The 24,998-nt window shown below is 54.4% G+C and carries 20 protein-coding genes; 16 read left to right on the top strand and 4 right to left on the bottom strand.

The features are described 5' to 3' along the window. The first annotated feature begins 245 nt into the window (after positions 1–245). The 6 genes from MKX51_RS31190 (at position 246) to MKX51_RS31165 (ending at position 7,463) form a co-directional block, all read left to right on the top strand. A complete protein-coding gene (locus MKX51_RS31190; protein ID WP_340995139.1) occupies positions 246–1,796 on the top strand; it encodes a M23 family metallopeptidase in 1,551 nt (516 codons plus the stop codon). A 202-nt stretch (positions 1,797–1,998) separates the two neighbouring features. Beyond that, the gene (yycF, locus tag MKX51_RS31185) at positions 1,999–2,730 is read left to right on the top strand and encodes a response regulator YycF (protein WP_036728027.1); all 732 of its coding nucleotides are present in this window, start codon (positions 1,999–2,001) and stop codon (positions 2,728–2,730) included. Next, positions 2,730–4,562, top strand: a complete 1,833-nt coding sequence (gene walK / locus MKX51_RS31180) for a cell wall metabolism sensor histidine kinase WalK (RefSeq protein WP_340995137.1) — start codon at positions 2,730–2,732, stop codon at positions 4,560–4,562. Before yycF ends, walK begins: the two co-directional genes overlap by 1 nt. Next, positions 4,559–5,851: a YycH family regulatory protein gene (locus tag MKX51_RS31175; RefSeq protein WP_340995135.1), complete on the top strand. Its 1,293-nt coding sequence runs from the start codon at positions 4,559–4,561 to the stop codon at positions 5,849–5,851. Before walK ends, MKX51_RS31175 begins: the two co-directional genes overlap by 4 nt. A 48-nt stretch (positions 5,852–5,899) precedes the next feature. Then, positions 5,900–6,640 carry a two-component system regulatory protein YycI gene (gene yycI, locus MKX51_RS31170; protein WP_340945843.1) on the top strand — a complete coding sequence of 247 codons (741 nt, stop codon included), beginning with the start codon at positions 5,900–5,902 and terminating at the stop codon, positions 6,638–6,640. Positions 6,641–6,656: 16 nt separating this feature from the next. Further along, a complete protein-coding gene (locus tag MKX51_RS31165; protein ID WP_340995133.1) occupies positions 6,657–7,463 on the top strand; it encodes an MBL fold metallo-hydrolase in 807 nt (268 codons plus the stop codon). Here MKX51_RS31165 and MKX51_RS31160 read toward each other — a convergent pair. Further along, a complete protein-coding gene (locus MKX51_RS31160; protein ID WP_209879260.1) occupies positions 7,432–7,638 on the bottom strand; it encodes a hypothetical protein in 207 nt (68 codons plus the stop codon). The genes MKX51_RS31165 and MKX51_RS31160 overlap by 32 nt on opposite strands. Positions 7,639–7,993: 355 nt before the next feature. On the opposite strand from MKX51_RS31160, the gene MKX51_RS31155 reads away from it, so the two are divergent. From MKX51_RS31155 to MKX51_RS31115, 9 genes are all read left to right on the top strand, one after another. Beyond that, positions 7,994–9,241: a S1C family serine protease gene (locus MKX51_RS31155; RefSeq protein ID WP_340995131.1), complete on the top strand. Its 1,248-nt coding sequence runs from the start codon at positions 7,994–7,996 to the stop codon at positions 9,239–9,241. 393 nt (positions 9,242–9,634) lie between these two features. Further along, positions 9,635–9,835: a cold-shock protein gene (locus tag MKX51_RS31150; protein ID WP_019914582.1), complete on the top strand. Its 201-nt coding sequence runs from the start codon at positions 9,635–9,637 to the stop codon at positions 9,833–9,835. Between the two features lie 91 nt (positions 9,836–9,926). Then, a complete protein-coding gene (locus MKX51_RS31145; RefSeq protein ID WP_036699797.1) occupies positions 9,927–10,157 on the top strand; it encodes a cold-shock protein in 231 nt (76 codons plus the stop codon). 223 nt (positions 10,158–10,380) lie between these two features. Continuing rightward, positions 10,381–11,769, top strand: a complete 1,389-nt coding sequence (locus tag MKX51_RS31140) for a cytochrome ubiquinol oxidase subunit I (protein ID WP_340995130.1) — start codon at positions 10,381–10,383, stop codon at positions 11,767–11,769. Positions 11,770–11,772: 3 nt separating this feature from the next. Continuing rightward, the gene (gene cydB / locus MKX51_RS31135; protein WP_036728016.1) at positions 11,773–12,786 is read left to right on the top strand and encodes a cytochrome d ubiquinol oxidase subunit II; all 1,014 of its coding nucleotides are present in this window, start codon (positions 11,773–11,775) and stop codon (positions 12,784–12,786) included. Then, positions 12,786–14,555, top strand: a complete 1,770-nt coding sequence (cydD, locus tag MKX51_RS31130; RefSeq protein WP_340995129.1) for a thiol reductant ABC exporter subunit CydD — start codon at positions 12,786–12,788, stop codon at positions 14,553–14,555. The genes cydB and cydD overlap by 1 nt, the downstream gene beginning before the upstream one ends. Further along, positions 14,552–16,327: a thiol reductant ABC exporter subunit CydC gene (cydC, locus tag MKX51_RS31125; protein WP_340995128.1), complete on the top strand. Its 1,776-nt coding sequence runs from the start codon at positions 14,552–14,554 to the stop codon at positions 16,325–16,327. The genes cydD and cydC overlap by 4 nt, the downstream gene beginning before the upstream one ends. Positions 16,328–16,760: 433 nt before the next feature. Continuing rightward, complete coding sequence (locus MKX51_RS31120; RefSeq protein WP_340995127.1) at positions 16,761–18,557, top strand: M3 family oligoendopeptidase; 1,797 nt, start codon at positions 16,761–16,763, stop codon at positions 18,555–18,557. Positions 18,558–18,659: 102 nt separating this feature from the next. Beyond that, positions 18,660–18,827 carry a CxxH/CxxC protein gene (locus tag MKX51_RS31115; protein WP_063829067.1) on the top strand — a complete coding sequence of 56 codons (168 nt, stop codon included), beginning with the start codon at positions 18,660–18,662 and terminating at the stop codon, positions 18,825–18,827. A 119-nt stretch (positions 18,828–18,946) separates the two neighbouring features. Here the strand turns inward: MKX51_RS31115 and MKX51_RS31110 are convergent, their stop codons facing one another. Continuing rightward, positions 18,947–20,359 carry an MFS transporter gene (locus MKX51_RS31110; protein WP_340995126.1) on the bottom strand — a complete coding sequence of 471 codons (1,413 nt, stop codon included), beginning with the start codon at positions 20,357–20,359 and terminating at the stop codon, positions 18,947–18,949. Between the two features lie 141 nt (positions 20,360–20,500). Between MKX51_RS31110 and MKX51_RS31105 the strand changes: the two genes are divergently transcribed. Further along, entirely contained in the window at positions 20,501–20,842 is a 342-nt protein-coding gene (locus tag MKX51_RS31105; RefSeq protein ID WP_340995125.1) for an ArsR/SmtB family transcription factor, read from the top strand. 51 nt (positions 20,843–20,893) lie between these two features. On the opposite strand, the gene MKX51_RS31100 is transcribed toward MKX51_RS31105, so the two are convergent. Both MKX51_RS31100 and MKX51_RS31095 read right to left on the bottom strand, forming a co-directional pair. Then, positions 20,894–22,561 carry an ABC transporter substrate-binding protein gene (locus MKX51_RS31100; protein ID WP_340995120.1) on the bottom strand — a complete coding sequence of 556 codons (1,668 nt, stop codon included), beginning with the start codon at positions 22,559–22,561 and terminating at the stop codon, positions 20,894–20,896. Positions 22,562–22,573: 12 nt separating this feature from the next. Then, a complete protein-coding gene (locus MKX51_RS31095) occupies positions 22,574–24,934 on the bottom strand; it encodes a helix-turn-helix domain-containing protein (protein WP_340995118.1) in 2,361 nt (786 codons plus the stop codon). Positions 24,935–24,998: the final 64 nt, after the last annotated feature.

The following is a 24,998-nucleotide window of genomic DNA, read 5'->3' as shown; positions in this document are numbered from 1 at the left end:
TTTTTGGACACGATTTTTCCGTTTAAAACGCATATTTTGGGAATAAACCCGCGAAATTCGCGGGTTTTGCTGTTGGAGCAAAGTTGAAATTTTTCTTCAGGCTATGGTACAGTAAAAAAGGACTAATAAGGGTTAATATTTTGTAACCTTTTCACGTATGCGTCACACAGTCATATTCGTACTCATGCAAATCGGGTGCGCGAAGCATATACATTCTTGTTTTTACAGCCGAAAGGGAGAGTTCCATGAAAGGATTTAAATTTATGCGCCGGATGGGGAACCTGCGGAACCGCGTAGAAGCATCCGCAGGATCTGGTGCAGCAGGTGAACAAGGTAAGGATGCAATGACTGCGGGTGAACCCCGTGTCTTTCAGCCGGAGATGAAATTCCGTCGCCGGCGTTCATGGATACTGGCTTCTGCCGGTCTGGTTCTGTTGACCACCTTCCTGGTGGGGGCACAGAAGAAGCAGGTAGCAGCGAATACAGTAACCTATTACAAAGTGCTGGTGAACGGTGAGGAGATTGGAGCGCTGAACCAGCAGGCGGATTTGAACAAGCTTTTCGAGGAGAAGAGACGGGAATATCAGCTCAAGTATCCTGACTCTGTGATGGTACTACAGACCGGCGGTATTACGACCGAGGCCCAGCGAGCTTACAAGCCGGAGATTAACAGCGAGGCTACACTGGACAAGCTGGATGGTATGCTCAAGGCTTATGCTGTAGGCGTACAACTGGCTGTGGACGGGGAACCGCTCGGGATCGTGAAGGATCAGGAGACGGCGGCGGCGGTGCTTCAGGCCGTTAAGTCGCATTACGCTCCGCAGAATGCGGCAGCTCCGGGTGCGAAGCTGAAGAAGACAGCGGCCAAGGCGGGAGCGGCGGGTTCAGCCGCCAATGATCAGGTGGAGTCGGTCAAGATCCGGGAGGAAGTGAACATCGTTCCGGTGAAGGCAGATCCCAATAAGGTGCTTAGTGTAGAAGAGGCAGTGAAGATGCTGACCGAAGGCAGGGAGGCGCCGCTGCGCTATGCGGTTCAGGAAGGCGACACAGTCTCCGCTATTGCTTCCCGGTTCAATATCACTCAGGCGGAGATTTTCCGCAATAATCCCGAGGTGAAGGAGCTTAGTCTGCAGATTGGGGATGAATTGCAGCTAACGGTACCACAGCCTGACCTAACGGTAGTGACCGTAGAACAGGTAACCGAAGAGGTGGTCACGGAGCCTGAGGTTATTATCCGCAAGAGTGACCAGCTGCCGGCAGGCAAGCGGAAGGTAGTCCGCCCCGGACAAACCGGGCTCAAAACAATGAAGTACAGGCTGACCAAAGAGAACGGACAGGTGGTTCAGGAGGAGTGGCTGGGCCAGAGCGTAGTGAAGGCTTCCCTGCCTGAAGTGGTCTATTCCGCCACCAAGGTTGTAGGTGAAGGAACAGGAATGTTCGCCTGGCCGGTTAGCGGAGCGATGATCTCCAGCAGCTACGGCGAGCGTTGGGGACGCACACACAAGGGAGTCGATCTGGTATCGGGCAACCGCACGATCAAGGCTGCGGACGCTGGGACGGTCAGCTTCGCTGGTGTGCAGAACGGGTACGGCAATGTGGTGATCGTTAACCATAATAACGGATACGTTACGTACTATGGGCATTTAAGCAGTATTTCGGTCTCTGCCGGACAGAAGCTGGGACAGGGCAGCCCCATCGGAATTATGGGCAGCACCGGGCGCTCGACGGGGACGCATCTGCATTTCGAGATCCGCAAGAACGGGACGGCCATCAATCCGATGAAATTCCTGAAATAGTGAATAGCTGATAGGCTTCGATTCTATAATTCTCTGCCGTCCGGATGATTTCGGGCGGTTTTTGTGTCCCGCGGAAAGTTTCTGAGCAATCTCGGAGCTAAAGCCTCACTTTGTGGGGCTGTTTTGATGTGACACCAAGGCAGGTATGTTAAAATAAAGGAATCAGGGTTTCGAGTATCGTTAGAAAGGTGAAGCTGAGCATATGCAAATGGGAACGATTCTTGTAGTGGATGATGAACAACCTATTGCTGATATATTGAAATTCAATCTGGAAAAAGAGGGCTACGAGGTCATCTGCGCCTTCGACGGCAACAGTGCGGTGGAGCTGGCTCTGTCCAAGCGCCCCGATCTGATGCTGCTGGATCTCATGCTGCCCGGTAAGGACGGAATGGATGTCTGCCGTGAGGTGCGCTCTGCCCATCTGGATATTCCTATCATTATGCTTACCGCCAAGGATGGGGAGATTGATAAAGTGCTGGGTCTGGAGCTTGGTGCGGATGATTATGTGACCAAGCCGTTCAGTACCCGTGAGCTGCTGGCCAGGGTTAAGGCCCAAATGCGGCGCCAGCATAAGCCGTCTCCGTCGGAAGCGCCTAGTGAGACAGTGGAGAGCAAGCAGGGGGTCTATCATTTCGGATTATTCATTGATACGGATATGTACATGGTCTACAAGGATAGTGAGCCGCTGGATCTGACGCATCGTGAATATGAGCTGCTCTATTATATGATCCGCCATGCGGGCAAGGTAATGACCCGGGAGCATCTGCTGCAGGCTGTGTGGGGCTTCGAATATTTCGGCGATGTGCGGACGGTGGATGTGACCATCCGCCGGCTCAGAGAAAAAATTGAGGAGAATCCCAGCAAGCCGGAGTATATTCATACCCGGCGCGGACTCGGTTATTTGATGCATAGCCCCAAAAACGGAGGGTTGTAATGAAGGCACTGTCCTTTTTCCGGACGATTCAGGCCAGGCTTATCGTAATCTACGTGCTGCTGATTCTGATTGCGATGCAGCTGATCGGCGTATACTTTGTCAGCTCGATGAAGAACTCGCTGACGGATAACTTCACCAAGGATCTGAAGGCCCGGGCCGAGATGCTCTCGATCCTCACCGCTGACAAATTCGGCAGTGAGACAGGAACAGCCGATGAGGAATCGGCGGTGGAGAGCCTGCGCGGCATGGTGAATAATCTGTATATCAATGGTGCAGAAATTCAGGTGCTGGATGCGAGCGGCAAGATTATTACCACCTCGATCCCTTCGCAGAATGACTATGTCGGCCAGCGGAACACGCAGACCGTGGTCAGCCGTGCGCTGCAGGGGATCAGTGATAATGAGGAATATATCATCGCTGATGATAATGTGCGCAAGAAGGTAGTGGCGAAGCCGGTAATTTCCGGTGATAAGGTGGTAGGCGCCATCTATATAGCTGCCGATATGAAAGACTTATATGCCACCATGAGCCGGATTAACAGTGTATTCCTCTCGGGGCTGCTGCTGGCGCTGGCGCTCACGGCCGTGCTGGGGGTCATTCTGGCCCATACGATCACACATCCGATCAAGGAGATGACCAAGCATGCCACGGCTGTGGCCGAAGGGCGCTTCAACCGGAAGGTTCCTGTGTTCGGCAATGATGAGATTGGCCAGCTGAGCCAGGCCTTCAACTATATGACGGACCGGCTGCGCGAGGCGCTGCTGCAGAACGAAGAGGAGAAGGAGAAGCTGTCGTCCATTCTCGCCAATATGAGTGACGGTGTCGTAGCCACAGACGAGAGTGGCGCGGTGATTCTGATGAATACCCGCGCTGCCCTGATGCTGGGCGCGGAAGGACCGCTTCCGGCAGGAGCCTCGCTTGGCGGGCTGCTGGGGCTGGAGCCTGAGCAGTCTGTCTCGGTAACTCAGGGCGTTCCCCAGTCGGCTATGCTCCATCTGTCTCCCATGGGCGGAGAGGACCCCAATATTGTGCGGGTGACCTTCACCCCGATTCACCGCCGCGAAGGCGGACGGATCGCCGGGACGATTGCGGTGCTGCAGGATGTTACGGAGCAGGAGAATCTGGAGGAGTCCCGGCGGGAGTTCGTGGCGAATGTGTCGCATGAGCTGCGGACGCCGCTTACGACGATCAAGAGCTATGCAGAGGCGCTGGATGACGGCGCACTTGAAGATCCGCAGCTTGCCGTGCGGTTCGTCGGCGTTATCCGTAATGAGACGGAGCGCATGATCCGGCTGGTTACGGATCTGCTGCATCTGTCGCGGCTGGATTCCAAGGAATCCAGCCTGCGCATTCAGCAGACGGATATCACCGAGATGCTGGAGGATGTGGCGGACCGCTTCTCCTTCCAGATCCGCCAGAAGCGGATTCACATCAGCACCAGGGTGCGCAAGGATGTCGCTACAGCCTGGCTGGACCGCGACCAGATTGATCAGGTGCTGGGCAATCTGGTCTCCAATGCCCTCAAGTATACGCCAGAAGGCGGGACAATCCAGCTGGAGGCGCATAAGAGCGAGGACGGCATGCTGGCCGTGTCTGTCCGCGACTCCGGTATAGGGATTCCGAAGAAGGATATTGAGCGTATCTTTGAACGCTTCTACCGGGTCGATAAGGCACGCTCGCGGAACATGGGTGGAACAGGTCTGGGGCTGTCCATTGCCCGGGAAATTGTCAAAGCCCACGGCGGCTCCATTTCCCTGCAATCGGAGCTGAATGAGGGCTCGCTGGTCACGTTCACACTGCCTTTGATGAAGCAAAGGGGGAGTGAGGCGTGAAGGAGAGAATCAAGTCATGGATGCTGGTCCTGCTTATACTCGGAAGTCTCGTAGAGAGCTATTATCTGATCTACAGGCTGCCCGGTAGTGATTCGGCAGTGTTGTCGAAGACCTTATATGTGAAGACGGATAATATGGGGCCGGAGGAGAAGGTGGAGAACCTGCTCTACCCCGATAAAATGATCATTCATATGGGCGGGGACAAGCATACGCTGTTCTACCCCAGCTCCACCTTCTATAATCTGATTATGAACCGCCTGAAGGGCCGCAGCTTCGAGAGCTTCCAGCGGCGGTCCGTACAGGACTTCGACTGGGACAAGATCCGCAGCGAGAATCCGGGCATTGAGCTGTCGTTCGGGGCAGGCATTCCGGTAACGCTGCTGCAGCGGGTCATGCAGATCTCACCGGATTCGCTGTTCGAGGGGGAGAGCATTGACCGGATCTGGATCTATAATATCAAAAATGACTCCAAAGCCCATGCCATCTTCTTCAGCACACGCGGGGATATTGTGTACGAGGCGGCCAAGGCGGACCTTACGGTCCAGGATGTGCAGCAGCATGTGGACTTCGGCAAGAATCTGACGCTGTATACAGCCGTGAACGGTGAGTACTATGTTCCTGAGGCGGATGTTCCGCTGGTTAAAGTTGTGATGCCTGCGGGTATGTATACCATTGAGCAAATGCAGAGCAATCTGTTCTTCGATGCGGGCAGCACCAGATACATTCCGGAGAAGGATGGCTCCAAGATTTATACGGACAGCAAGCGCAGCCTGCAGGTAGACCAGGAACAGAACTGGATGAGCTATAGCGACCCGGCTGCACTGCCCGATGGCGACAGTACACCGGCAAAAGATGCGCTGGAGGCGGTGGATTTCGTGAACCGGCACGGCGGCTGGAACGGAACCTACAGGCTGGCTGCTACGGAGGAGGGCCGGCAGGACCGCAAGGTTTCTTTTCAGCAATATTATGGCGCTTATCCATCCGGCTCCTATCCAATTATGAGCAACCCGCAGCTTCAGTATGGGGTAATCCATCTGGAGCTCCAGCAGGGAACGGTCTCTTCCTATGAGCGCTCCCTGATGTATACGAATGAGGACAAGTCTGAGAAGACCATTGTCGAGCTGCCCGGCGGCGAACTGCTGAAGCAGCGGCTGGCGCAGATCGGCAGCTCCTTGCGGATTGTTGAGCTTACGCCTGCTTATATGCCTGCGCTGGCCGGGGAGAAGCTGCAGCTTCATCCCGTCTGGCGGGTTACGCTTAGTGATGGCAGTGAGCTTACATTGAATTAGGGCGGAGTTAAGCCAAGCGGACAGAATACCGATTCGAGGAGGGACGTTATGGACTGGGGAAGGGCCAAGAGTGTATTGATATATGCCTTTCTGGTGCTGAATCTGCTGCTGTGCTATCAGCTATGGATCGATGTGCGCGATCAGGTCAGTGCGGGACTTGACTTCACTTCCCTGTCCGCAGAGACTCAGGCGGTGATGGAGGAGAAGAATATCCGGCTGCTATGTCCGATTCCGGCTGCTACTCCGCAGCTGCCTGATATCACGTACCGTTATTCGGCCGAAGAGCAGAATGAACTGCCTGTGAAGCTTAAGGAGCCGATCGACAGCAAGCTGATGTACTCCTCGTTCTCGGAGTTGAGCAATCTGCTGAAGAGCCAGATTCCCGACATTGCCAATTACCGGTTCGATTCACAGGAGAGTGAGGTCGGCAGGTTCGTCCTGCATCCGCTGGTGGATAACAAGTGGTCTCTGTTCAGAGTGCGGCTGGAGCTGATTAACAGTGACCAGAAGATTGTGGCCTACCGCTGGCCGAAGATTGAGATCGCAGCAAGCCGGAGCGAGGATCTGCAGAAGGTGCTCCCGGCTTCGCAGGCGCTTAGCAGTCTGATCGAGAAGTATTTTCCTGCGGATGCCGCAGTGAAGGAGATTGAGCTGGGCTATTACGGCGAGCTGTTCAACTCCGAGAGCCAGGTGGCTTCGCCGATGTGGCGGTTCATGCTGGAGGACGGCAGCGCCTATTATATGGATGCGATCAGTGCGGACATTATCAGTCCGAAGACAACAGAGTAGAAGGAGCAGGAGAGATATGGGGATTTCATTTACAGTACTGTCCAGCGGTTCTACCGGGAATGTGACAGTGGTGCGCAATGGCGAGACCACACTTATGATCGACGCGGGTCTGAGCGCGAAGCGGATTGACGAGCTGCTGGCCATGCGCGAACTGACGGGAGCGGAGCTGGACGGAATTCTTGTGACCCACGAGCATTCGGATCATATTAAGGGGCTGGGCGCGATGGCCCGCAAGTATAATCTTCCGATCTATGCGAATTCGAACACCTGGGGAGCCATTGAGAAGGGGATTGGCAAGATTGAGGAGCATAACCGGGTCGTTATGGAAACCGGGCAGCACCGGGATTTCGGCAGTATGCGGGTGGAATCCTTCGCCATCTCCCACGATGCTGCAGAGCCGGTGGCTTACAATTTCTATGATGGCAAGGAGAAGCTATGTGTTGCGACAGACCTCGGGTATGTCAGCGACAAGGTGAGAACGGCCATATCGGATGCCGATGTGCTGGTGCTGGAGTCGAATCATGATATCGAAATGCTGCGGATGGGGCGTTATCCCTGGAATACGAAGCGGCGGATTCTCGGCGATCTGGGGCATCTGTCCAATGAGGCGGCAGGCGCAGCGCTCAGCGAGATTCTGAGCGGGCGGACCAAGCGCGCTTACCTGGCACATCTGAGCAGAGACCATAATATGATGGATCTGGCGAAGATGTCCGTGCGCGGGGCTATGGAGGACCGGGGCTGCTTTTACAAAGACAGTGAGTTCAGGCTCTGCGACACCTACTATGACCGGCCTACGCCATGGGATAAGGTGAGCCAGTCATAAGACGGTCAACCTCGGTAATCTTGTGCTCCAGCTCCTGGCGGGAGAATAGCCCTTTATCGATTAACAGCTCAATCATTGCATGCTGGACAAGAATCAGCTGATAATGTTCATCCTTAAGGTCCCCCAGCTTGCCAATGAATTGCACCAGATCTTTACTTGTTGAAAAAGATTCCATAGTCGGGCCCTCCTTGTGAAATGGATAGTAATGAAGCTGTGAATAATTTACATTTATTTAACATAGAAAACATGTGGGCAGCGCGGCTGCCTGTGATACAATCATATAGAGCGTTCTAATCCTATTGTAGTCTTTTAAGTTGCAAAATATTCCGGATACAAGCTGTTAAACTTTTTAGTAGCTTATTAGAATAATAGACATCCCTTGCGCTTAGAACCCACTGGAATGTGGTGAATAAATCAAGTGAAACCTTTTAGTACTTCGTGAAGTCTAAGAGATATAGCGGTTAAGCTCGGGCGTGGTTGCTTGGCGTTCAGTCGTGAATGCGGTGGCAATAGAGGGGAGAGAGTGTAACATGGGATTATTCGATGATGATTTCTATTCAACCAAGGTGTCACGGCGCAAAAGCGGCAAATCTAAATCAACCGGCGGTTATGCTGACGGCAAGTGGGCTGTCCGCAAATCGAAGCGGTCGCTGGCAACCTGGCAGATCTCGCTGATTAGCTCTGTCTGCAGTGCTGTAGCGGCTGTGCTGCTGTTCAGTCTGGTAACGGGACAGTTCGCCGCTGAGAGAGCTCAGGCTCCGGTGGTTATTGATAAGGTGGCTGCGAGCAGCGCAGATCCGTATGACCGGATTATTCAGGCTGCTGCACATATCCGCCCTGCGGTAGTGAGCATCATTAATCATAAACAAGACAATAAGGAACTTAATATTCTCGATGAATCTGCGCTAGGGTCGGGAGTTATCTATAAGAAGGATGACAATAAGGCATTTATCATCACGAATAATCATGTCATTGAGGGTGCCGGCAAGCTGGAAGTGGTTACAGTAGACGGCGTGACACACAAGGCGGAGCTGGTAGGGGCCGACAAGGTGAGCGATATTGCTGTACTCTCCATTGACGGCAAGGGAATCGACCGGATTGCTGAGATCGGGGATTCCTCCAAGCTGCGTCTGGGTGAGACTGTCATTGCCATCGGCAATCCGCTGGGGCTTGGAGATACACTGACTTCCGGCATTGTCAGCTATACAGAGCGGACGATACCGGTGTCACTGAACCAGGACGGCGTGTACGATTGGGAGCAGGAAGTGATCCAGACGGATGCGGCCATTAACGAGGGCAACAGCGGGGGCGCACTAGTGGATCTGGACGGCAAGGTGATTGGTATCAATACGATGAAGATCTCCGATACGGGGGTAGAGGGACTGGGCTTTGCGATTCCCGCCAATCATGTGGTGGATACAGCCAATGAGCTTACCTCCAAAGGCCGGATAGCCCGGTCATATCTGGGCGTCTATTCAGTGGATCTGAATAATCCGTATGTGCCGCTGGCCGACGACCAGCGCAAGGAGCTTAATCTTCCGTCTGTAGTAACCGATGGGGTTGTAGTTCTGGATGCGGTGGGACCGGCGAAGGATGCGGGTCTGCAGCTTAACGATGTAATTACGAAGTTCAACGATAAGCCGATTACCTCCACCCTGTCGCTGCGCAAATATCTGTACGATCATACCAAGATCGGCGATAAGCTGAAGATTACCTTTTACCGCAATGGTGAAGTGAAGCAGACCACGGTCCAGCTTCTTGAGAAGCCAGAGGAATAAAATTGGAAATGGCCGTATATAATAATGAGGCAGTCACGATTACGGAAACAGTTCAAGCCGTCCTTTTCAGGAAAAAAGAAGAGGGCGGGGCTGTTTCAAGAATAAATAAATGGGGTAATTGGTAGCATTGGGTATAAATATTACAATTTAATATGACTGGTAGCCCTTACATTGGGAAGTAGTCCTTATAAGGGAAAAAACGGAGGAATTAGGATAGAACAGCTTGCCTTTGTTATTAAGGTGTGGTAACATGAAATTATTCTTACATTGATACCTTATTCTCGCATTGAAAAGGGCTGTCAACCAAAGCTACAACCTTTCTCAATGTGTGAATTTTTTCTTTGTCTGAAGATAAAAAGAACATATTAATTTAAATTTGTGGAGGTAACACACATGCAAACAGGTACAGTTAAATGGTTCAACGCAGAAAAAGGATTCGGTTTCATCGAAGTTGAAGGCGGAAGCGACGTATTCGTTCACTTCAGCGCAATCACTGGCGACGGCTTCAAAACTTTGGACGAAGGCCAACGCGTTGAATTCAACGTTGTTCAAGGCAACCGCGGACCACAAGCCGAAAACGTTGTAAAACTGTAATTAATAGAAGGTACCGTCCCCGCTTGTGAAAGTTGGGACGGTCTTTTTTTATCATTACTTGCTTGCAACATAAAGGAAGGGAGGAACGGCAATGAACTACCGGAAAAAGCCTTTGGAGGAAGTACCGGAAGAAAATACCGCAATTTGGGCCTGTACCAATGAGGATTGCAATGGATGGATGAGGGATAATTTCGCATTTGAACATGCGCCTTCCTGCCGTCTCTGTCATTCCCCAATGGTTCGTAGCATGAAGATGCTGCCGCAATTGCTTAATTCAAATGGCGATCTCAAATCGCTTAAGAAAGGTATTTCCATTACCTAGACCAATACCTTTATGAGTCAAGACAACTATATATGCAGGGCACCTTCAAGACGGTGAAACCGTCTTATTTTTTTTGCTTTTAAATGCAAAATTGTGATATTTGTCACAAATTTATTGTTTTTTATGCCTAAACGGGGCGTATAATGTGATGATTATCACACTTTGAGTGATAGAAATTTGACAAAATAGACATAACGAAATGGGGAGAAGGAAGGGGAGAAATATGGATACAGTACTGCTGTCGCGTATACAATTTGCGTCGACGACAATTTTTCATTATTTCTTTGTGCCAGTATCGATCGGACTTGCGCTCATAATTGCCATTATGGAGACCATGTACGTAAGAAAGGGCAATGAAGAGTACAAAAGAATGGCGCAATTCTGGGGGAAGCTATTCCTGATTAACTTCGCAGTAGGTGTAGTAACAGGGATCTTGCAGGAGTTCCAGTTCGGGATGAACTGGTCGGATTATTCGCGCTTCGTCGGTGATGTGTTCGGGGCTCCGCTTGCGATTGAAGCCTTGTTGGCCTTCTTCCTGGAGTCCACGTTCATCGGAATCTGGATCTTCGGCTGGGATAAGGTATCCAAGCGGATTCATCTGTTATCCATCTGGCTGGTCGCCTTCGGAACGATGCTGTCGGCATTCTGGATTCTGCTGGCTAACTCGTTCATGCAGCATCCGGTCGGCTTCGCAATAAATAACGGTCGGGCTGAAATGAATGATATCTTCGCACTGATTACGAACGGCCAGCTGCTGGTGGAATTCCCGCATACAGTGCTTGCCGCCTACGCTACAGGCGCCTTCCTGGTAACAGGGATCAGTGCTTACAAATTGCTTAAGAAGCAGGACGTTGCTTTTTTCCGGAAATCATTCGAGATTGCAGCCATTGTAGGGGTTATTTCTTCCTTCGGCGTTGCTGTTGCAGGACATGCACAGGCTCAATATCTGGTAGAGACACAGCCGATGAAGATGGCAGCATCCGAAGCGCTGTGGGGTGAGAGCGGCGACCCGGCACCTTGGACCGTATTTGCCAATATCGATGTGAAGAACCAGACCAACAGCAATGAGGTTCAGGTTCCGTATCTGCTGAGCTTCCTGTCCTACAGTAAATTCTCCGGTGATGTGAAGGGGATGCTGGAGCTGCAGAAGGAGTATGAAGTAGCCTACGGACCAGGAGATTATATTCCGCCGGTCAAAACAACCTTCTGGAGCTTCCGGATCATGGTTGCTGCCGGCACGCTGATGATGCTGTTCGGGGTATATGCTATCTACCTCATGTGGCGTAAAAAGATGGACAGACCCAATACCTGGTTCATGCGCTTCATGTTCTGGGGACTGCTGCTTCCGCCGATTGCCAACACGGCCGGCTGGATTATGACAGAGATCGGGCGTCAGCCATGGACTGTATTCGGACTTATGACTACAGAAGACAGTGTATCACCTAATATTACGAGCGGACAGGTGCTGTTCTCGGTGATTTCTTTTACCGCGATCTATGCCATATTGGGTGCAGTGCTGGTCGGCCTGTTCGTCAAAGTGATCAAAAAAGGTCCTTATGCTATGGATAACGAACACGGTGAATCCCACGATCCGTATAACAAGGAGGGCTAACCCATGTCACTTAATGAATTATGGTTTCTGCTGATTGCGGTGCTGTTCGTCGGGTTCTTCTTCCTGGAAGGCTTCGACTTCGGTGTAGGGATGGAGACGCAGATTCTGGCTAAGAATGATACGGAGCGACGGATACTGATCAATTCGATCGGGCCGTTCTGGGATGCGAATGAGGTATGGCTGATTACGGGTGCCGGTGCAATGTTCGCGGCCTTCCCGCACTGGTATGCTACGCTGTTCAGCGGCTTCTATATTCCGTTTGTATTTGCTCTGCTGGCGTTGATCGCCCGTGGTGTCGCCTTCGAATTCAGAGGCAAGCGCGATTCCAAGGCTTGGCAGAAAACATGGGATGTCTGCATCTTCTTCGGCAGCTTCCTGCCGCCGTTCCTGCTCGCCGTGGTATTCGCCAGCTTCATCAAGGGCTTGCCGATCGACAAGGATATGCAGATGTATGCCGGATTCTTCGATATCGTCAATGCGTATACGGTGGTTGCAGGGATTACGGTTGTCCTGCTGTGTCTGGTGCACGGGCTGATGTTCACTACGCTCCGCACGCTTGGAGATCTGCAGGAACGGGCGCGTAAGCTGGCCCAGAAGCTGCTGATTCCACTGGCGGCGCTCTTGGTAGCCTTCGTTGTGATGACATATACTATGACGGATATCTTCGATAAACGCGGAACGCTGCTGTGGATTGTAGTTGTTCTCGCTGTCGCCGCTTATCTGCTGGCCGGATATTTCATGACTAAGAAGAAGGACGGCTATGCCTTCGGGATGACCGGCGCTGTGATGGCGCTGTCTGTTGCATCGATCTTCATCGGACTCTTCCCGCGGGTTATGATCAGCTCGCTGGATCAGGCGTTCAACCTGACGATTACGAATGCGGCCTCCGGCCAATATTCGCTGAAGGTGATGACGATTGTAGCGCTGACCCTGCTGCCGTTCGTGCTGGGCTATCAGATCTGGAGTTATTTCATCTTCCACAAACGGGTTCATGAGAAGGAGCATCTTGAATACTAATGGATAAAAATTTGCTTGGGTACAAAGGAGTTAAGCCTGTCTTTCTGCTGGTTGGCTTCCTGACCCTGGTGCAAAGCTTCTCCATTCTTCTGCTGGCGAAGTCGCTGGCAGAAGCTGTCTCTGCGCTGTTTGCGGGAGAACCGCTGAAGGAACAAGGGGCTAGAGCGCTCTTGTTCCTTCTTGCGTTTCTTGTGCGCCATGCCTGCGCTCTGCTGATGAGCCGGGCGGCGTACCGCTTCGCGGAAGCGACCGGCAGCAGCATGCGGAGACAGATGATGGACAAGCTGTTCCAGCTGGGACCAAGGCTGGCTGGCGACCGGGGGACCGGAAATATGGTCACATTAGTGCTTGAAGGAGTAACGAAGTTCCGAACGTACCTGGAGCTGATTATTCCGCGTATGGTCGGTATGGCGGTAACGCCTGCTCTGCTGCTTATCTATGTATTCACCCTGGATACGTCCAGCGGTGTCATTCTTACCTTAACGATGCCGATTATTATTGTATTCATGATCCTGATCGGGATGACAGCCCGCAAGCAGATGGACCGTCAGCTGAAGTCCTACCGTACCTTATCGAATCACTTCGTGGATTCGCTGCGCGGTCTGGAGACGCTGAAATTTCTTGGACGCAGCCGCAGCCACAGTGAGAGTATTGCCAAGGTCAGTGACCGCTATCGTTCAGCAACCATGCGTACGCTGCGTGTTGCCTTCCTGTCTTCATTTGCACTGGACTTCTTCACCATGCTGTCTGTCGCTTCGGTAGCGGTAAGTCTTGGTCTGCGTCTGGTTAATGAGCAGATGACGCTGGTTACCGGACTGACGATCCTGATTCTCGCGCCGGAATATTTCCTGCCGGTGCGGCTGGTGGGTGCAGATTTCCATGCCACACTGGACGGCAAGGAAGCCGGAGAAGCGATGAAGAGCATCATTGACCGTGAGACGGTCCAGGCGAAGCTGCTGGAGCCGGGTGGGCAGAAGGAGATGACAGGCCTGGGCGGAGCTTGGTCCGGCGACTTTTTCACGTGGAACAATAACAGCCGCCTGAAGCTTGAAGGGGTTGGCGTGACCTATGAAGCGGATGGAGTGTCGTCACTTGAAGCTGTTCATCTTGAATTCAGCGGTTATCGCAAGATTGGCATTATCGGAGAGAGCGGGGCCGGCAAGTCTACGCTTGTAGATATTCTGGGCGGCTTCCTTCATCCAACCTCTGGGACACTTACGATCAATGGAAACCGTGTCAGCGCGCTGACCGATGAGGGGTGGCGGAAGCAGACGGCTTATATTCCGCAGCGCCCGTATATCTTCAGCGGCACTCTGGCTGATAATGTCCGGTTCTATTATCCTGAGGCTTCCCAGGAAGCGGTAGCTGCCGCATTGAAGTCGGCAGGTTTATCGAAGCTGGTATCCTCGCTGCCAGAGGGATTGAACGAAATGATCGGCGGCGGCGGCCGTTCGCTCAGCGGCGGACAGGAGCAGCGTGTGGCTCTGGCCCGCGCTCTGCTGAGCAGCCGCCCCATTATGCTGCTGGATGAGCCGACGGCCCATCTGGACATTGAGACGGAATATGAGCTGAAGGAGACGATGCTGCCGTTATTCGAAGGCAAGCTGGTATTCCTGGCTACACACCGCCTGCATTGGATGATCGACATGGATCTGATTGTCGTTATGCAGCAGGGACGGGTGGCTGAAATAGGCACACACGACGAGCTGACTGCGCGGAAGGGTGCTTATTATGAGCTTATTCAAAGTCAATTGGAGGGAATCCATTGAAACGTGAAGGATGGTTTGCTCCCTATTACTCTGCCTACTTCTGGCGGTTCGTGTTAATTATCTTGCTGGGCGCACTGACGATCTTCTCAGCTTCTTCGTTGATGTACACCTCAGGCTTCCTGATCTCGAAGGCCTCGATTCCGCCGGAAAATATACTGATGATCTATGTCCCCATTGTTGGTGTGCGTACCTTCGGGACCAGCCGGGCTGTCATTCATTATGTGGAACGGCTGGTGGGACATGACACGATTCTGCGCATTCTGTCGAAGATGCGGGTCCGGCTGTACCATATGCTGGAGCCGCAGGCACTGTTCTTATCCACACGCTTCCGTACCGGGGATATTCTCGGTATGCTTGCCGATGATATCGAATATTTGCAGAATGTGTATCTGCGTACGGTCTTTCCGGGTATTATCGCGCTCTTGATCTATGCAGCGGCGATGATTGCGCTCGGGACGTTTGATGTGGCCTTTGCTCTGCTTATGGGACTCTATATGCTGGTGCTGGTTGTCGTATTGCCGCTGATCTCCCTCCTGCTGACCCAGAAGCGTCAGCGTCAGGTGAAGCAGGAGCGCAACCGGCTGTATCAAAAGCTGACAGATGCTGTGCTTGGCTTAAGCGACTGGGTAATCAGCGGGCGGCAGAACCAGTTCGTCGATATGTACGAAGCAGACGAGCAGGCGGTTGCCCGCGTAGACGGTTCGCTGCGGCGCTGGGCACGGCTGCGTATGTTCATCGGGCAGGCGGTTGTCGGCCTGGCCGTGTTGTCCTTGTTATACTGGGCGGCTGGACAGTATGCTGAAGGGGCGATTGCCGGAACGCTGATTGCGGCGTTCGTGCTGGTAGTCTTCCCGGTAGCGGATGCCTTCCTGCCCGTATCCGAGGCTGTGGAGAAAATTCCGCAATACCGGAATTCACTGGAGCGGCTGGAGGGCGTGGAAGCCGCAGCGGGAGATGCGCCGCTTAGCGCGGGAACTGCTGCTGGGAGTACCGGAGCGGAAGCTCAGGCTGACGCTGCGCTGCAGGCGGCTAAGGCCAGCGGGCAGGTTCAGATTGAACTGAAGTCGGTGGGCTACCGCTATGCGGCAGGTGACGACTTCTCTGTTCAGGGGTTGGACCTTGCGCTGCCGCAGGGGCGGAAGGTTGCAGTTATCGGCCGCAGCGGAGCGGGTAAATCGACGCTGCTCAAGCTGGTGCAGGGCGTGATAGCGCCCACCGTCGGCTCTGTGACGATTAACGGTATCGATGCTGCGGCTTACGGTGAGCGGATTCCGCAGCTCATCGCGGTGCTGAACCAGAGCCCTCATCTGTTCGACACCACGGTGGTGAACAATATCCGGCTCGGGGACCCGGAGGCTTCAGAGGCAGCGGTCCAGCAGGCGGCAGCCCTGGCGAAGCTGGATACGCTGATCTCTTCGCTGCCGGAGGGCTATGATACTCCGGTACGCGAGGCGGGGCAGCGCTTCTCCGGCGGAGAGCGCCAGCGCATGGCCCTGGCCCGTATTCTGCTGCAGAATACGCCGGTAGTCGTGCTGGACGAGCCCACGGTTGGCCTCGACCCGCGCACGGAGCGCGAGCTGCTGGCCACGATGTTCGAGGCAATGGCCGGCAAGACGCTGATCTGGGTCACGCATCATCTGGTGGGTGCCGAGCAGATGGACGAGGTCATCTTCATGGAGAACGGCCAAGTGGAGATGCGCGGCACCCATGCCGAGCTGATGGAGCAGCAGCCGCGTTACCGCAAGCTCTATGAACTGGACCGGCCGGGTTAATATCTGAATGGGGCAGATGGTGTGTAGAGGCTAGGATTAGAGCCGAGGTAAGTGTGTGAGTACAAAGGTAAAAGCTCTTCCTGTCCCGCTGGGGGCAGGAAGAGCTTTTTTGCACGTGCGCCCAATGTAATCGGAAAACCGATCACATTGGGCGAGTGCTGGGTGTTGGGGCGGGATGTAATCGGAAAACCGATCACATTGGGCGAGTTGCTGGGTGTTGGGTCGGGATGTAATCGGAAAACCGATCACATTGGGCGAAAGTGCTGGGTGTTGGGGCCGGGTGTATGCGAAAAAAGGTGCCTGGCTGTGGATGGGAGACGTTCAGGAATTAAGGTATACTGAAATGGATGATCCTGTCAGGATCAATTAGAACGGGGTGGAAGCATGTGATAACGGAGGGCTCCTGCGATTATAAATAAGGAGAGATTAATCAATGGAATCAACAACATGCGAATTAACATGGAATCTGGACCGGATCTATCCCTCGTTCGAGTCGGAGGGATTTCAGCAGGACCGCCGGCAGGTGGAGAGACTTGCCGGGGAGCTGAACACATGGTCGGCCTCGCAGCCCGTTAGCGGGCAGGCTCCTGCCGAACTGATGGAAGAGTTCCTTAAACAATATAATGCGTATCAACAGCTATATTTGCGTCTGTTCAGCTACGCGGAGCTGCGGTTCAGTGCGGACAGCCAGTGTGAGGAAGCTGTGAATCTGATGGACGAGCTGGAAGAGGTGACCAGCGGGGCGGGGGAAGCCCTGGTCCGCTACAGCAAATGGCTGGCAGGTGTAAGTGCGGATGAACTGGAGCGGAGTCTCCGTTCCAGCGCTTATCTGGAGCAGCATAGCTTCTATCTGCGCGGATTACAGGGTAAATCGCAGCATATGCTCAGCGCGGAAGGCGAGGCAGTAATTGCCCGGATGCAGCGCACCGGCTCCAAGGCTTGGGAGCGGCTGTACATGCAGACGCTGTCTACACTGCGGACCGATCTGGAGCTGGCCGGAGTGACCCGCAGTGTGACGCTGGCGGAGCTGCGGAATCTGGTCTACGATCCCGATCCTGCGGTACGGCAGGCGGCGGCTGAAGCAGAGCATGAGGCTTGCCGCAGTGTAGCGGAGCAGAGTGCTGCCTGTATCAATGCTGTCTCCGGTGAGGCGGCAGCCATCTATGAGCTAAGGGGCTATGCTTCCCCGCTGCATAAGGTGCTGGAAGCAGCACGGATGGATCAGGAGACGCTGGAGGTGATGCTTCAGGCCATCCGGGAGAGCCTGCCGGTCTTCCGGCAGTATTATGCCGAGAAGGCGAGACGGCTGGGGCATGCGGGGGGACAGCTGCCATTCTGGGATGTTTTTGCGCCCATAGGGACGGAGTCTTCAGCCCGCGTAACCTATGCTGAGGCCCAGGCGATGATTATCGCGGGGTTCAGCGGGTTCAGTCCTGAGCTGGGCGGGTTCGCCCGCAAGGTGTTCGGGGAGCGCTGGATTGATGCCGAGCCGCGCAGCGGGAAAGGCAATTTCGGGATGTGTGTCGATATCGTCCCGATAGGAGAGAGCCGGATTATTACGAGCTTCCACGGCCAATATATAGATGTGAGTGTGCTGGCCCACGAGATTGGGCATGCGTACCATAGCAGCCGTCTCGCAGGACATACAATGGTTAACACGGAGTACCCGGTGCCGATTGCGGAGACGGCGTCGATTTTTTGCGAGAGTCTGATTCATGTTGAACTCTTGAACTCGCTGCCTGCGGAGGAAGCGGATGCGATCCTGGAACGGAGTCTTTCGGATGCGGGGTATTATATTGTCGATTTCTATGCCAGGTACTGCTTCGAGAGCGCGCTCTATGCCCGCCGGTTATCCGGTCCCCTTCCATTAGAGGAGCTTAACGCATTGATGCTGGAGTCGATGGCCGCGGCTTATGGGGACAGTGTACTGCCCGGGTCCATTCATCCTTACCAGTGGATTAGCAAGGCCGGGTATTATATGGCAGGCAATGAGTTCCTGAACTTCCCGTATTCCTTCGGGCTGTTGTTCTCTAAGGGGCTGTATGCCCAGTACCAAAAGCAGGGGCAGGCGTTCGTAAGCCGCTATGAACAGTTCCTCTCAGCGACCAGTACCCGGAGCATTGCAGACGCTGCGAAGCTGATGGATATTGATGTACATTCTCTGGAATTCTGGCAGGAGGCGCTCGGATTCATTGCCGGGGATGTCCGGAAGTTTACGGGGCGGGAATAAGGGGGCGTTTTGCGCTGCGGGAGGTTCCTTTTTGCAGGGAAGTGTGGTAGAACAGTAGTATAAGTCTACGCCGCAGCGGCACAGAAAGGGATGCTTGATTGAATGTATGTAGTCTGTAAGGAACACGTAGAGCTGGCCATCGACAAATTTGTGGACGAGTACGAGGATGCACCAGATGTAGTCGATCTGAAGGAGACGGAGTTCTCGGACTGGGACCCGCCGGCGAAATGTGCGGAATGTGAACGAAATGCGGAATATCTGGTCGTCTGAGGACGGCTGGAATAAGAAACACCCTGTGGCCGTGAAGGCTGCAGGGTGTTTTGGCGTGCGGGCGTATGTGCGAGTGTGCGAGTGGTGCAGTTGCGGATTTAGCATTACCTAAAATGGATCTAGCAGTCTGCGGCTTTCGCCATCTCGGACAGCGGTCCGCGCCCACTGCCCCGCAGGTAGATGAAGGCGGAGCCAATCGCCACGATTGCCGCAACCGACAAGCCCCAGTAGATGTTGGAGTAAGCGGCTTGAAGCGGCAGGCTGCGCTGCCATTCCAGGGCGCTGGCGGCCATCGCGACGCTGAAGGCACCGCTGAAGAACTGCAGCAGCTGGAAGAGCCCCATTCCGGAGCCGATCTGCGAAGCAGGCAGGATACGCGAGATCTCATTCGACACACTGCTCGACAGTACAGTGAAGGACAGGCTCATGATCATATAGACGAGCATAACGGCGATCCAGGATTGTCCGGCGAATAGGGCGAACAATACGGTGGCGGCCAGAACCAGCAGCGGTGCGAAGCGCAGAATTCCGGTGTTGCCGTAGCGGTCAATCATCCGTCCGACCAGGCGGGAGACGAAGATGGCCAGCAGCGAGCCCGGGAAGATGACAAGCCCGGCATGACTGGCGCTGAAGCCGAAGCGGTGAGTCAGAATCTGCGGCAGCAGGAACAGGGTAGCAAAGCTGCACAGGTAAGAGGCAACCCCGATCAGCGCCAGTACCAGATATGGCCGGTTGCTGAACAGCGCAGGCAGCACGAATGGATCAGGAGTCGTGCGGATGCGCCCTACGAATAAGGCAATCGCGGCGATGCCGGCGATCAGCGCGATCCACAGTCCGCTGGTCAGGAACAGCAGCAGACCGGTGGTACCCACGCCGAGGAAGATCCCGCCCAGAACGTCGAATGAGCCGCGTGCCGGAACTTCCTTGGGCAGCAGGACCAGGAACAGCGGCACCAGCAGCAGAATGGCAGCAGTGACCGCGAACAGCCAGGTCCAGCCGAGGTATTCAACAATGGAGCCGCCGGCTACCGGACCCAGACCGAGTCCCAGAGAGACGGCCGACATGATCGTCGCCATGGCTTTGCCGCGCCGGGCCTGCGGAATGTAGCGGGTGAACAGGACAAGGGACAGTGACATCACGGCGCCTGCACCCGAGGCTTGCAGAATACGCGCAATCAGCAGGAAAATGAAGCTGGTGCTGAAGAATCCGGCCACAGCTGCAAGCCCTAAGGTGAGCAGCCCGATAACCAGCAGCCGGCGGATCGGCAGGAAGTCCGAGAGCCGGCTGTATGTGATTGAGGCAATAGAGAACATGATGGAATACCCGGTTACAATCCAGGAGGCGGACGCTGCGGTGATGCCGAAGGTCTCGGTTACATCAGGCAGGGCCAAATTGAACATCGCTGTGTTCATAATCACGAGGACGACAGCAACGCTGAATAGCAGAGTTAACAGTCCTTCCCGTGGAAGAGCCGCTTGCGGAGCAGCCATTGAATGCTCTTGATCGCCCTCAGAAGCAGGTGATGAGGTCATGAGAAAGCCACTCCTTCATTCTTTTATTGTATTGTTCGATTACTTACGAACTATTGAAATATAGCATGCGCTAATGTAAAATGCAATTAGGAAATCATCGTGAAAAGAAGTACTATTATATACTCTGAAGGAGTCTTATTCATGAAGCAGCTCCATCATCCGGAACGCAAGGACATTCAGCTCGCCTCGGTGCTCTATGCGCTTAGCGACCCGATCCGTCTATATGTAGTGTCGGAGATCTGTAACCACGGCCCGCAGTCCTGCAACAGCTTCAAGGTGCCGATTGCCAAGTCCACGCTGACCCACCATGCCCGGACGCTGCGCGAAGCGGGTGTCATTCATACCCGGGTGCAGGGTACCCAGCGTATTCTATCCCTGCGGACGGAAGATCTGGACGAGCGGTTCCCCGGGCTGCTGGATTCTGTATTGCAGGCTTACGTCAGACCCGGGCCGGATGAGGGATTCGGGGAGCCGGAAGAATAGATGTGGAGCAGATTAATGAAGTAATCTACACCCGGTGAGCAACAGAGGAGACTATGGTCTCGCCTCTTGCTCACCTTTTTGATGTGGATCAAGCTTCTTATAGGACTCATTTGCTTCCGCCAGTACCTCGGCACCGCCCGCCGCCAGGAACTCCTCCACGAACTCCCCGAATTCCTCCAGCGGACGCTCCCCGGTGATGAAGGCAATATACGCCTGGTCTCTTAGGTTAATAAGCCCAGGGCTGTTCCTGATCAGAGAGGGGGTAGCCACCTCCAAGGCATTATAGATGCCGTCGTGATCCAGCCCCAGGGTTGCCGCCCACTGCTCGCTCCGGCCGGCAGGAAGGATGGGCAGGGTCATGCCGATCCCCGCGCCGATCGTATTCTGGTAGCTGAACTTATGGTTATACGGCGGCAGCAGGATGATATCCTTCTTGTCCGTTCCGGCCCAGTCCCAGTGTGTCCCCTGAATACCGTACTGCAGAGATGCCGCTTCATCAGGGTCAGGATTTGCGCTGACGTAGTCCAGCAGCTGGAGGATCTTCTCCAGCTTGCCCGGCTCCTGGGTAGCATCCGCGCCAATGGCGGTGAAGCTCATCAGCATATCGTAGGCTTTGGAGCCGCGCCTGCCGTCCGGACCGCTGAAGGGCCGCCCGAAAGCGATCTTGGCCTGCGGATGCTTGGCGGTTAACTCCTTGACGTTAAACGTTGCTTCTACCGGAACCAGCCTCGCTGCCTTCTGGTCATCCAGTCTCCAGTCCGTATAATCCCCTGCCTGTGTCCAGTGATAATAATTGCCCATGGAGGTCATGCCAATCCGTCCGTTAATGAAGGCATGTGACAGATGCTTGTAGCCTCCGCTATTCTCCCCGGTGATGAACTCGGGATCGATGACCCCGTCCCGGTACCATTTGCGGAGATAACGCAGCGCTTCCTGCATGTCCGGCTCCAGAGCGCCAATGACCAGCCCCTGATCCTTCCGGCTGAAGTAGAGCTGATCCGTGAAGACCATCTGTCCGAATGCGCCGAAGACCACATTCATGCCCTCCTGCGACAAGCCGTAGGTGTCCCGGATACCGTTGCCGTCCGGGTCCTCGTTCGTAGCCGCATAGATGAATTTCTCGAAATCGGCCAAGGTGTCCGGCACCTTAAGGCCGAGCTTGTCCAGCCAATCCTGCCGGTAGACCACGGGGACCCGATAGATATTGGTAGGATTAATGACCGGAATGCCGTAATAGGCCCCGTTAATGCGGCCATATTGCTGATAGGCAGGTGCATTCTCGCGGATGGCCTTAAGGATATTGGGAGCGTAGGTGTTCAGCATATCCTCGGGAATAGGGGCGAGCACGCCCTGCTGCTGGTACTTCAGCAGATCCTGGGTCTGCCTGACACGGAACAGGTCGGGAATGCTGCCTTGCACCAGCTTCAGGTCGAGCAGAGATTCGTATTTGTTGTTCGGCAGATTCCAGAACTCCAGATCTACCTTGAACTTCTGCTCCAGCTCCCGCACGATCACTGCATCCTCCGCAACAGGCAGATTCTGATGCATGGTCCAAGAGATTTTGAGCTTCGGGGCAGAGGCAGCGGGAACAGCAGAATCAGCAGCGGAAACGGCGGCATCCTGCAGCCCTTGTCCAGGCGCGGACGGGAGGGAAGCTGGCTGCCCGCTGCAGCCGCAGATCAGCCCCAGGAGGGGCAAGAGCATTAATCTTTTATACATAAGGCACCCTCCTTATCCCATGCTAATCTCCGCCTGCGGCGGTAGTGTATTCACGGTTCGCAGATAATTCCCCGGCGTACAGCCGTAGATCTCCTTGAAGCGCTTGATGAAGTACGGAGTCGTTGCATAACCGACTGTACCGGCAATCTGTTCGATCGACATGTTATTGTTCTCAATCAGCCGCCGGGCCTCTTCCATCCGTATGCCGGTGATATAGTCGGTGTAGGTGATCCCCAGCTCTTCCTTGAACAGCTTGCTTAGATACTTGGGACTGATGAAGACCTTGGCAGATACGGCATCCAGCGATAGATCCTCGGACAGATTCTCCCCGATATAGGCCTTGGCCGCTTCAATGGCCGAGAGTGCACGGTCACTGTTCCGCTTCTGTGTCTCCATAATGAAGGTGCCGATAGAGGCCGCGAACCACTCCTGCAGCTGCCGGATATCCGGCAGGCCAATATATTCGTTATACAGATCCAGAGGCCCGTAGGCGGAAGGGGTGTAGCGGATGCTTTTCAGATAATCCGAGTACATAAATACGGTGTTCGCCAGCACGAAGTGGCAATAATCCGCCGGGTAGCTGCCTTCCCGCATGACGGCTATGAGCTGCTCCAGCGCGGCCAGAGTCTCATCCAGCTGACGGGTCTGCAGCTTATCCTTGAACCGCATCAGCACAGGCTGCGGAATCTCGTCAAGACTCTGCTCCTTCTTCAGCAGCTCCCGGTCCTTCAAGATCCTGCTCTCCGGCAGAAAATAAGCATACTTCATTAAAGTCTGCGCTTCAGCATAGCTGGTGTGGAGAAGGCTGATGGCATCCACCCAGCAGCCCTGCGAGAGCTGAATATCCAGCTGGAACTGCTGCTCCGCCGCTGCTGTAATCCGGTCCGAGAGCTGTTCGAGCAGCGTCCCGGAGGCTTCGAGCGCGCTGATAATGACAACTGTCTGCTTGTCCGGCAGCTCCTCGGCCAGAATACGGCTTCCGTGAAGCCGGATCGCCTCAAGCGTCCCGGTGATCCCGCTCATGGCTGCCTGCAAGCCGCTTAGACTCATGCGGGCATAGGCTCCACGGGTGTTGAGGAGCAGGCAGCAGTAATAACGGTGCTCCGGAGAGAGTCCCAGGAATTGGGGATCTACGGTTACGCTGCCTTGGGCAGGGCTGTCCTGAAGGAGATTCAGGATCATATTCTGCCGGATATGCGGACTGCTGGCCTCAAGCGTTCCCTCCAGTGTGGTGACTTTGTCGTTCAGGCGGATGAAAGCGGAGTCAATAATTCCGAATTCGTTAAGGGCTTGTCCCGGAAGTTCAGGTACCCCTGGCCCCGGGCCGTAGAGGTCCTTAATAGTGCGAAGCAGCCGCTTAAGCGGACTGTAATTCAATTTGGCCAGAATGCCGGACAGACAGATTCCTACCAATAGAGCAAGCAGACACAGGGAGAGGATGACCCTCTGGACAACGAGCCATTTCTCATAGAACAGGTTCGCCGGAGCCGCACTGAAGAGCTTCCACCCGGTGGTCGGCAGGTCCTGATAGGAGATGACGTAGGTACTGCCCCCGATCTCCTGGCTCATGTTCCCGGATGTTTCAGGAGAGGCTAGGGCATTCGAGATACTGGCAGCATAAGTATCGGCCTGAGCCGCAGCATCCGGATTCGATCCGGCCACGATTCCCCCGGAGGGCATAGCAATGAAGCTGCTCTGATAGCGGGCAGGCATCATATTCTGCAGAATGGCGCGCAGCGCACTCTCCTTCAGATCAATGGCAATCAGCAGCTCACTGGCTGCCCCGGGAGATTGGAACGGATAGCTGTGCACATAGGTGATCAGCTGGCTGCCGCTGCCGCCGGGGATGCTGGAGACGATATCGTCCGGCACGAACCGGGCCTCTGTCCAGAGGCTGTTACGGGAATTCAGGTTCATGCCGTTCACCCAATCCATCCAGTAGGCGGCACCCGCCTGCTTGTCTGCACGGAATTTCAGCCCATACAGCGAGGACAGCAGGAGATGCTGCCTGGGAGCATACAGATGTACAGCTTGAATCAGGTCCGAATGATTGGATACCTGCATGTTCAGCGACTCCTGGAGACTGCTTACCTTGCTGAGATTCGCTGGAAGTGAAGCATCAGGCAGCATACGGAGCGCAGCCCGCTGGTTCAGGGAGACTTCCAGATAGATCTGCTGCACCCGCTGAAGCACGGAAGCTTCAAGGGTACGGGCGGTATTGTCAAGGATGAGCCGGTTGCGGCCCTGAAGCTCTTCCTTATAATGATTCGAGAAATACAGATAGAAGGCAGAGCAGAGTAAGAGGACAATGACTAACACAACAGAGATGTATGAAGCGGCTAGGGCGGCAAAGGCAGAGTTCCATTTTCGCAAGATGTATTCTCCTCCCAGGCGGATTATACACTAGCCCCTCACAGATCTGTTCGGGATTCATGTT

Origin of the sequence: Paenibacillus sp. FSL M7-0420 (genome assembly GCF_038002345.1) — a bacterium.
Lineage (GTDB): Bacteria > Bacillota > Bacilli > Paenibacillales > Paenibacillaceae > Paenibacillus_AQ.
The sequence above is the reverse complement of the archived record's forward strand: the minus strand, read 5'-3'. Positions and strand labels throughout refer to the sequence as shown.

Excerpts from the sequence above, each read along its gene's own strand:
- MKX51_RS31190 (WP_340995139.1), top strand. The coding sequence starts at position 246 with ATGAAAGGATTTAAATTTATGCGCCGGATGGGGAACCTGCGGAACCGC.
- yycF (WP_036728027.1), top strand. The coding sequence starts at position 1,999 with ATGCAAATGGGAACGATTCTTGTAGTGGATGATGAACAACCTATTGCT.
- walK (WP_340995137.1), top strand. The coding sequence starts at position 2,730 with ATGAAGGCACTGTCCTTTTTCCGGACGATTCAGGCCAGGCTTATCGTA.
- yycI (WP_340945843.1), top strand. The coding sequence starts at position 5,900 with ATGGACTGGGGAAGGGCCAAGAGTGTATTGATATATGCCTTTCTGGTG.
- MKX51_RS31165 (WP_340995133.1), top strand. The coding sequence starts at position 6,657 with ATGGGGATTTCATTTACAGTACTGTCCAGCGGTTCTACCGGGAATGTG.
- MKX51_RS31160 (WP_209879260.1), bottom strand. The coding sequence starts at position 7,638 with ATGGAATCTTTTTCAACAAGTAAAGATCTGGTGCAATTCATTGGCAAG.
- MKX51_RS31155 (WP_340995131.1), top strand. The coding sequence starts at position 7,994 with ATGGGATTATTCGATGATGATTTCTATTCAACCAAGGTGTCACGGCGC.
- MKX51_RS31150 (WP_019914582.1), top strand. The coding sequence starts at position 9,635 with ATGCAAACAGGTACAGTTAAATGGTTCAACGCAGAAAAAGGATTCGGT.
- MKX51_RS31145 (WP_036699797.1), top strand. The coding sequence starts at position 9,927 with ATGAACTACCGGAAAAAGCCTTTGGAGGAAGTACCGGAAGAAAATACC.
- MKX51_RS31140 (WP_340995130.1), top strand. The coding sequence starts at position 10,381 with ATGGATACAGTACTGCTGTCGCGTATACAATTTGCGTCGACGACAATT.
- cydB (WP_036728016.1), top strand. The coding sequence starts at position 11,773 with ATGTCACTTAATGAATTATGGTTTCTGCTGATTGCGGTGCTGTTCGTC.
- cydD (WP_340995129.1), top strand. The coding sequence starts at position 12,786 with ATGGATAAAAATTTGCTTGGGTACAAAGGAGTTAAGCCTGTCTTTCTG.
- MKX51_RS31120 (WP_340995127.1), top strand. The coding sequence starts at position 16,761 with ATGGAATCAACAACATGCGAATTAACATGGAATCTGGACCGGATCTAT.
- MKX51_RS31115 (WP_063829067.1), top strand. The coding sequence starts at position 18,660 with ATGTATGTAGTCTGTAAGGAACACGTAGAGCTGGCCATCGACAAATTT.
- MKX51_RS31110 (WP_340995126.1), bottom strand. The coding sequence starts at position 20,359 with ATGACCTCATCACCTGCTTCTGAGGGCGATCAAGAGCATTCAATGGCT.
- MKX51_RS31105 (WP_340995125.1), top strand. The coding sequence starts at position 20,501 with ATGAAGCAGCTCCATCATCCGGAACGCAAGGACATTCAGCTCGCCTCG.
- MKX51_RS31100 (WP_340995120.1), bottom strand. The coding sequence starts at position 22,561 with ATGTATAAAAGATTAATGCTCTTGCCCCTCCTGGGGCTGATCTGCGGC.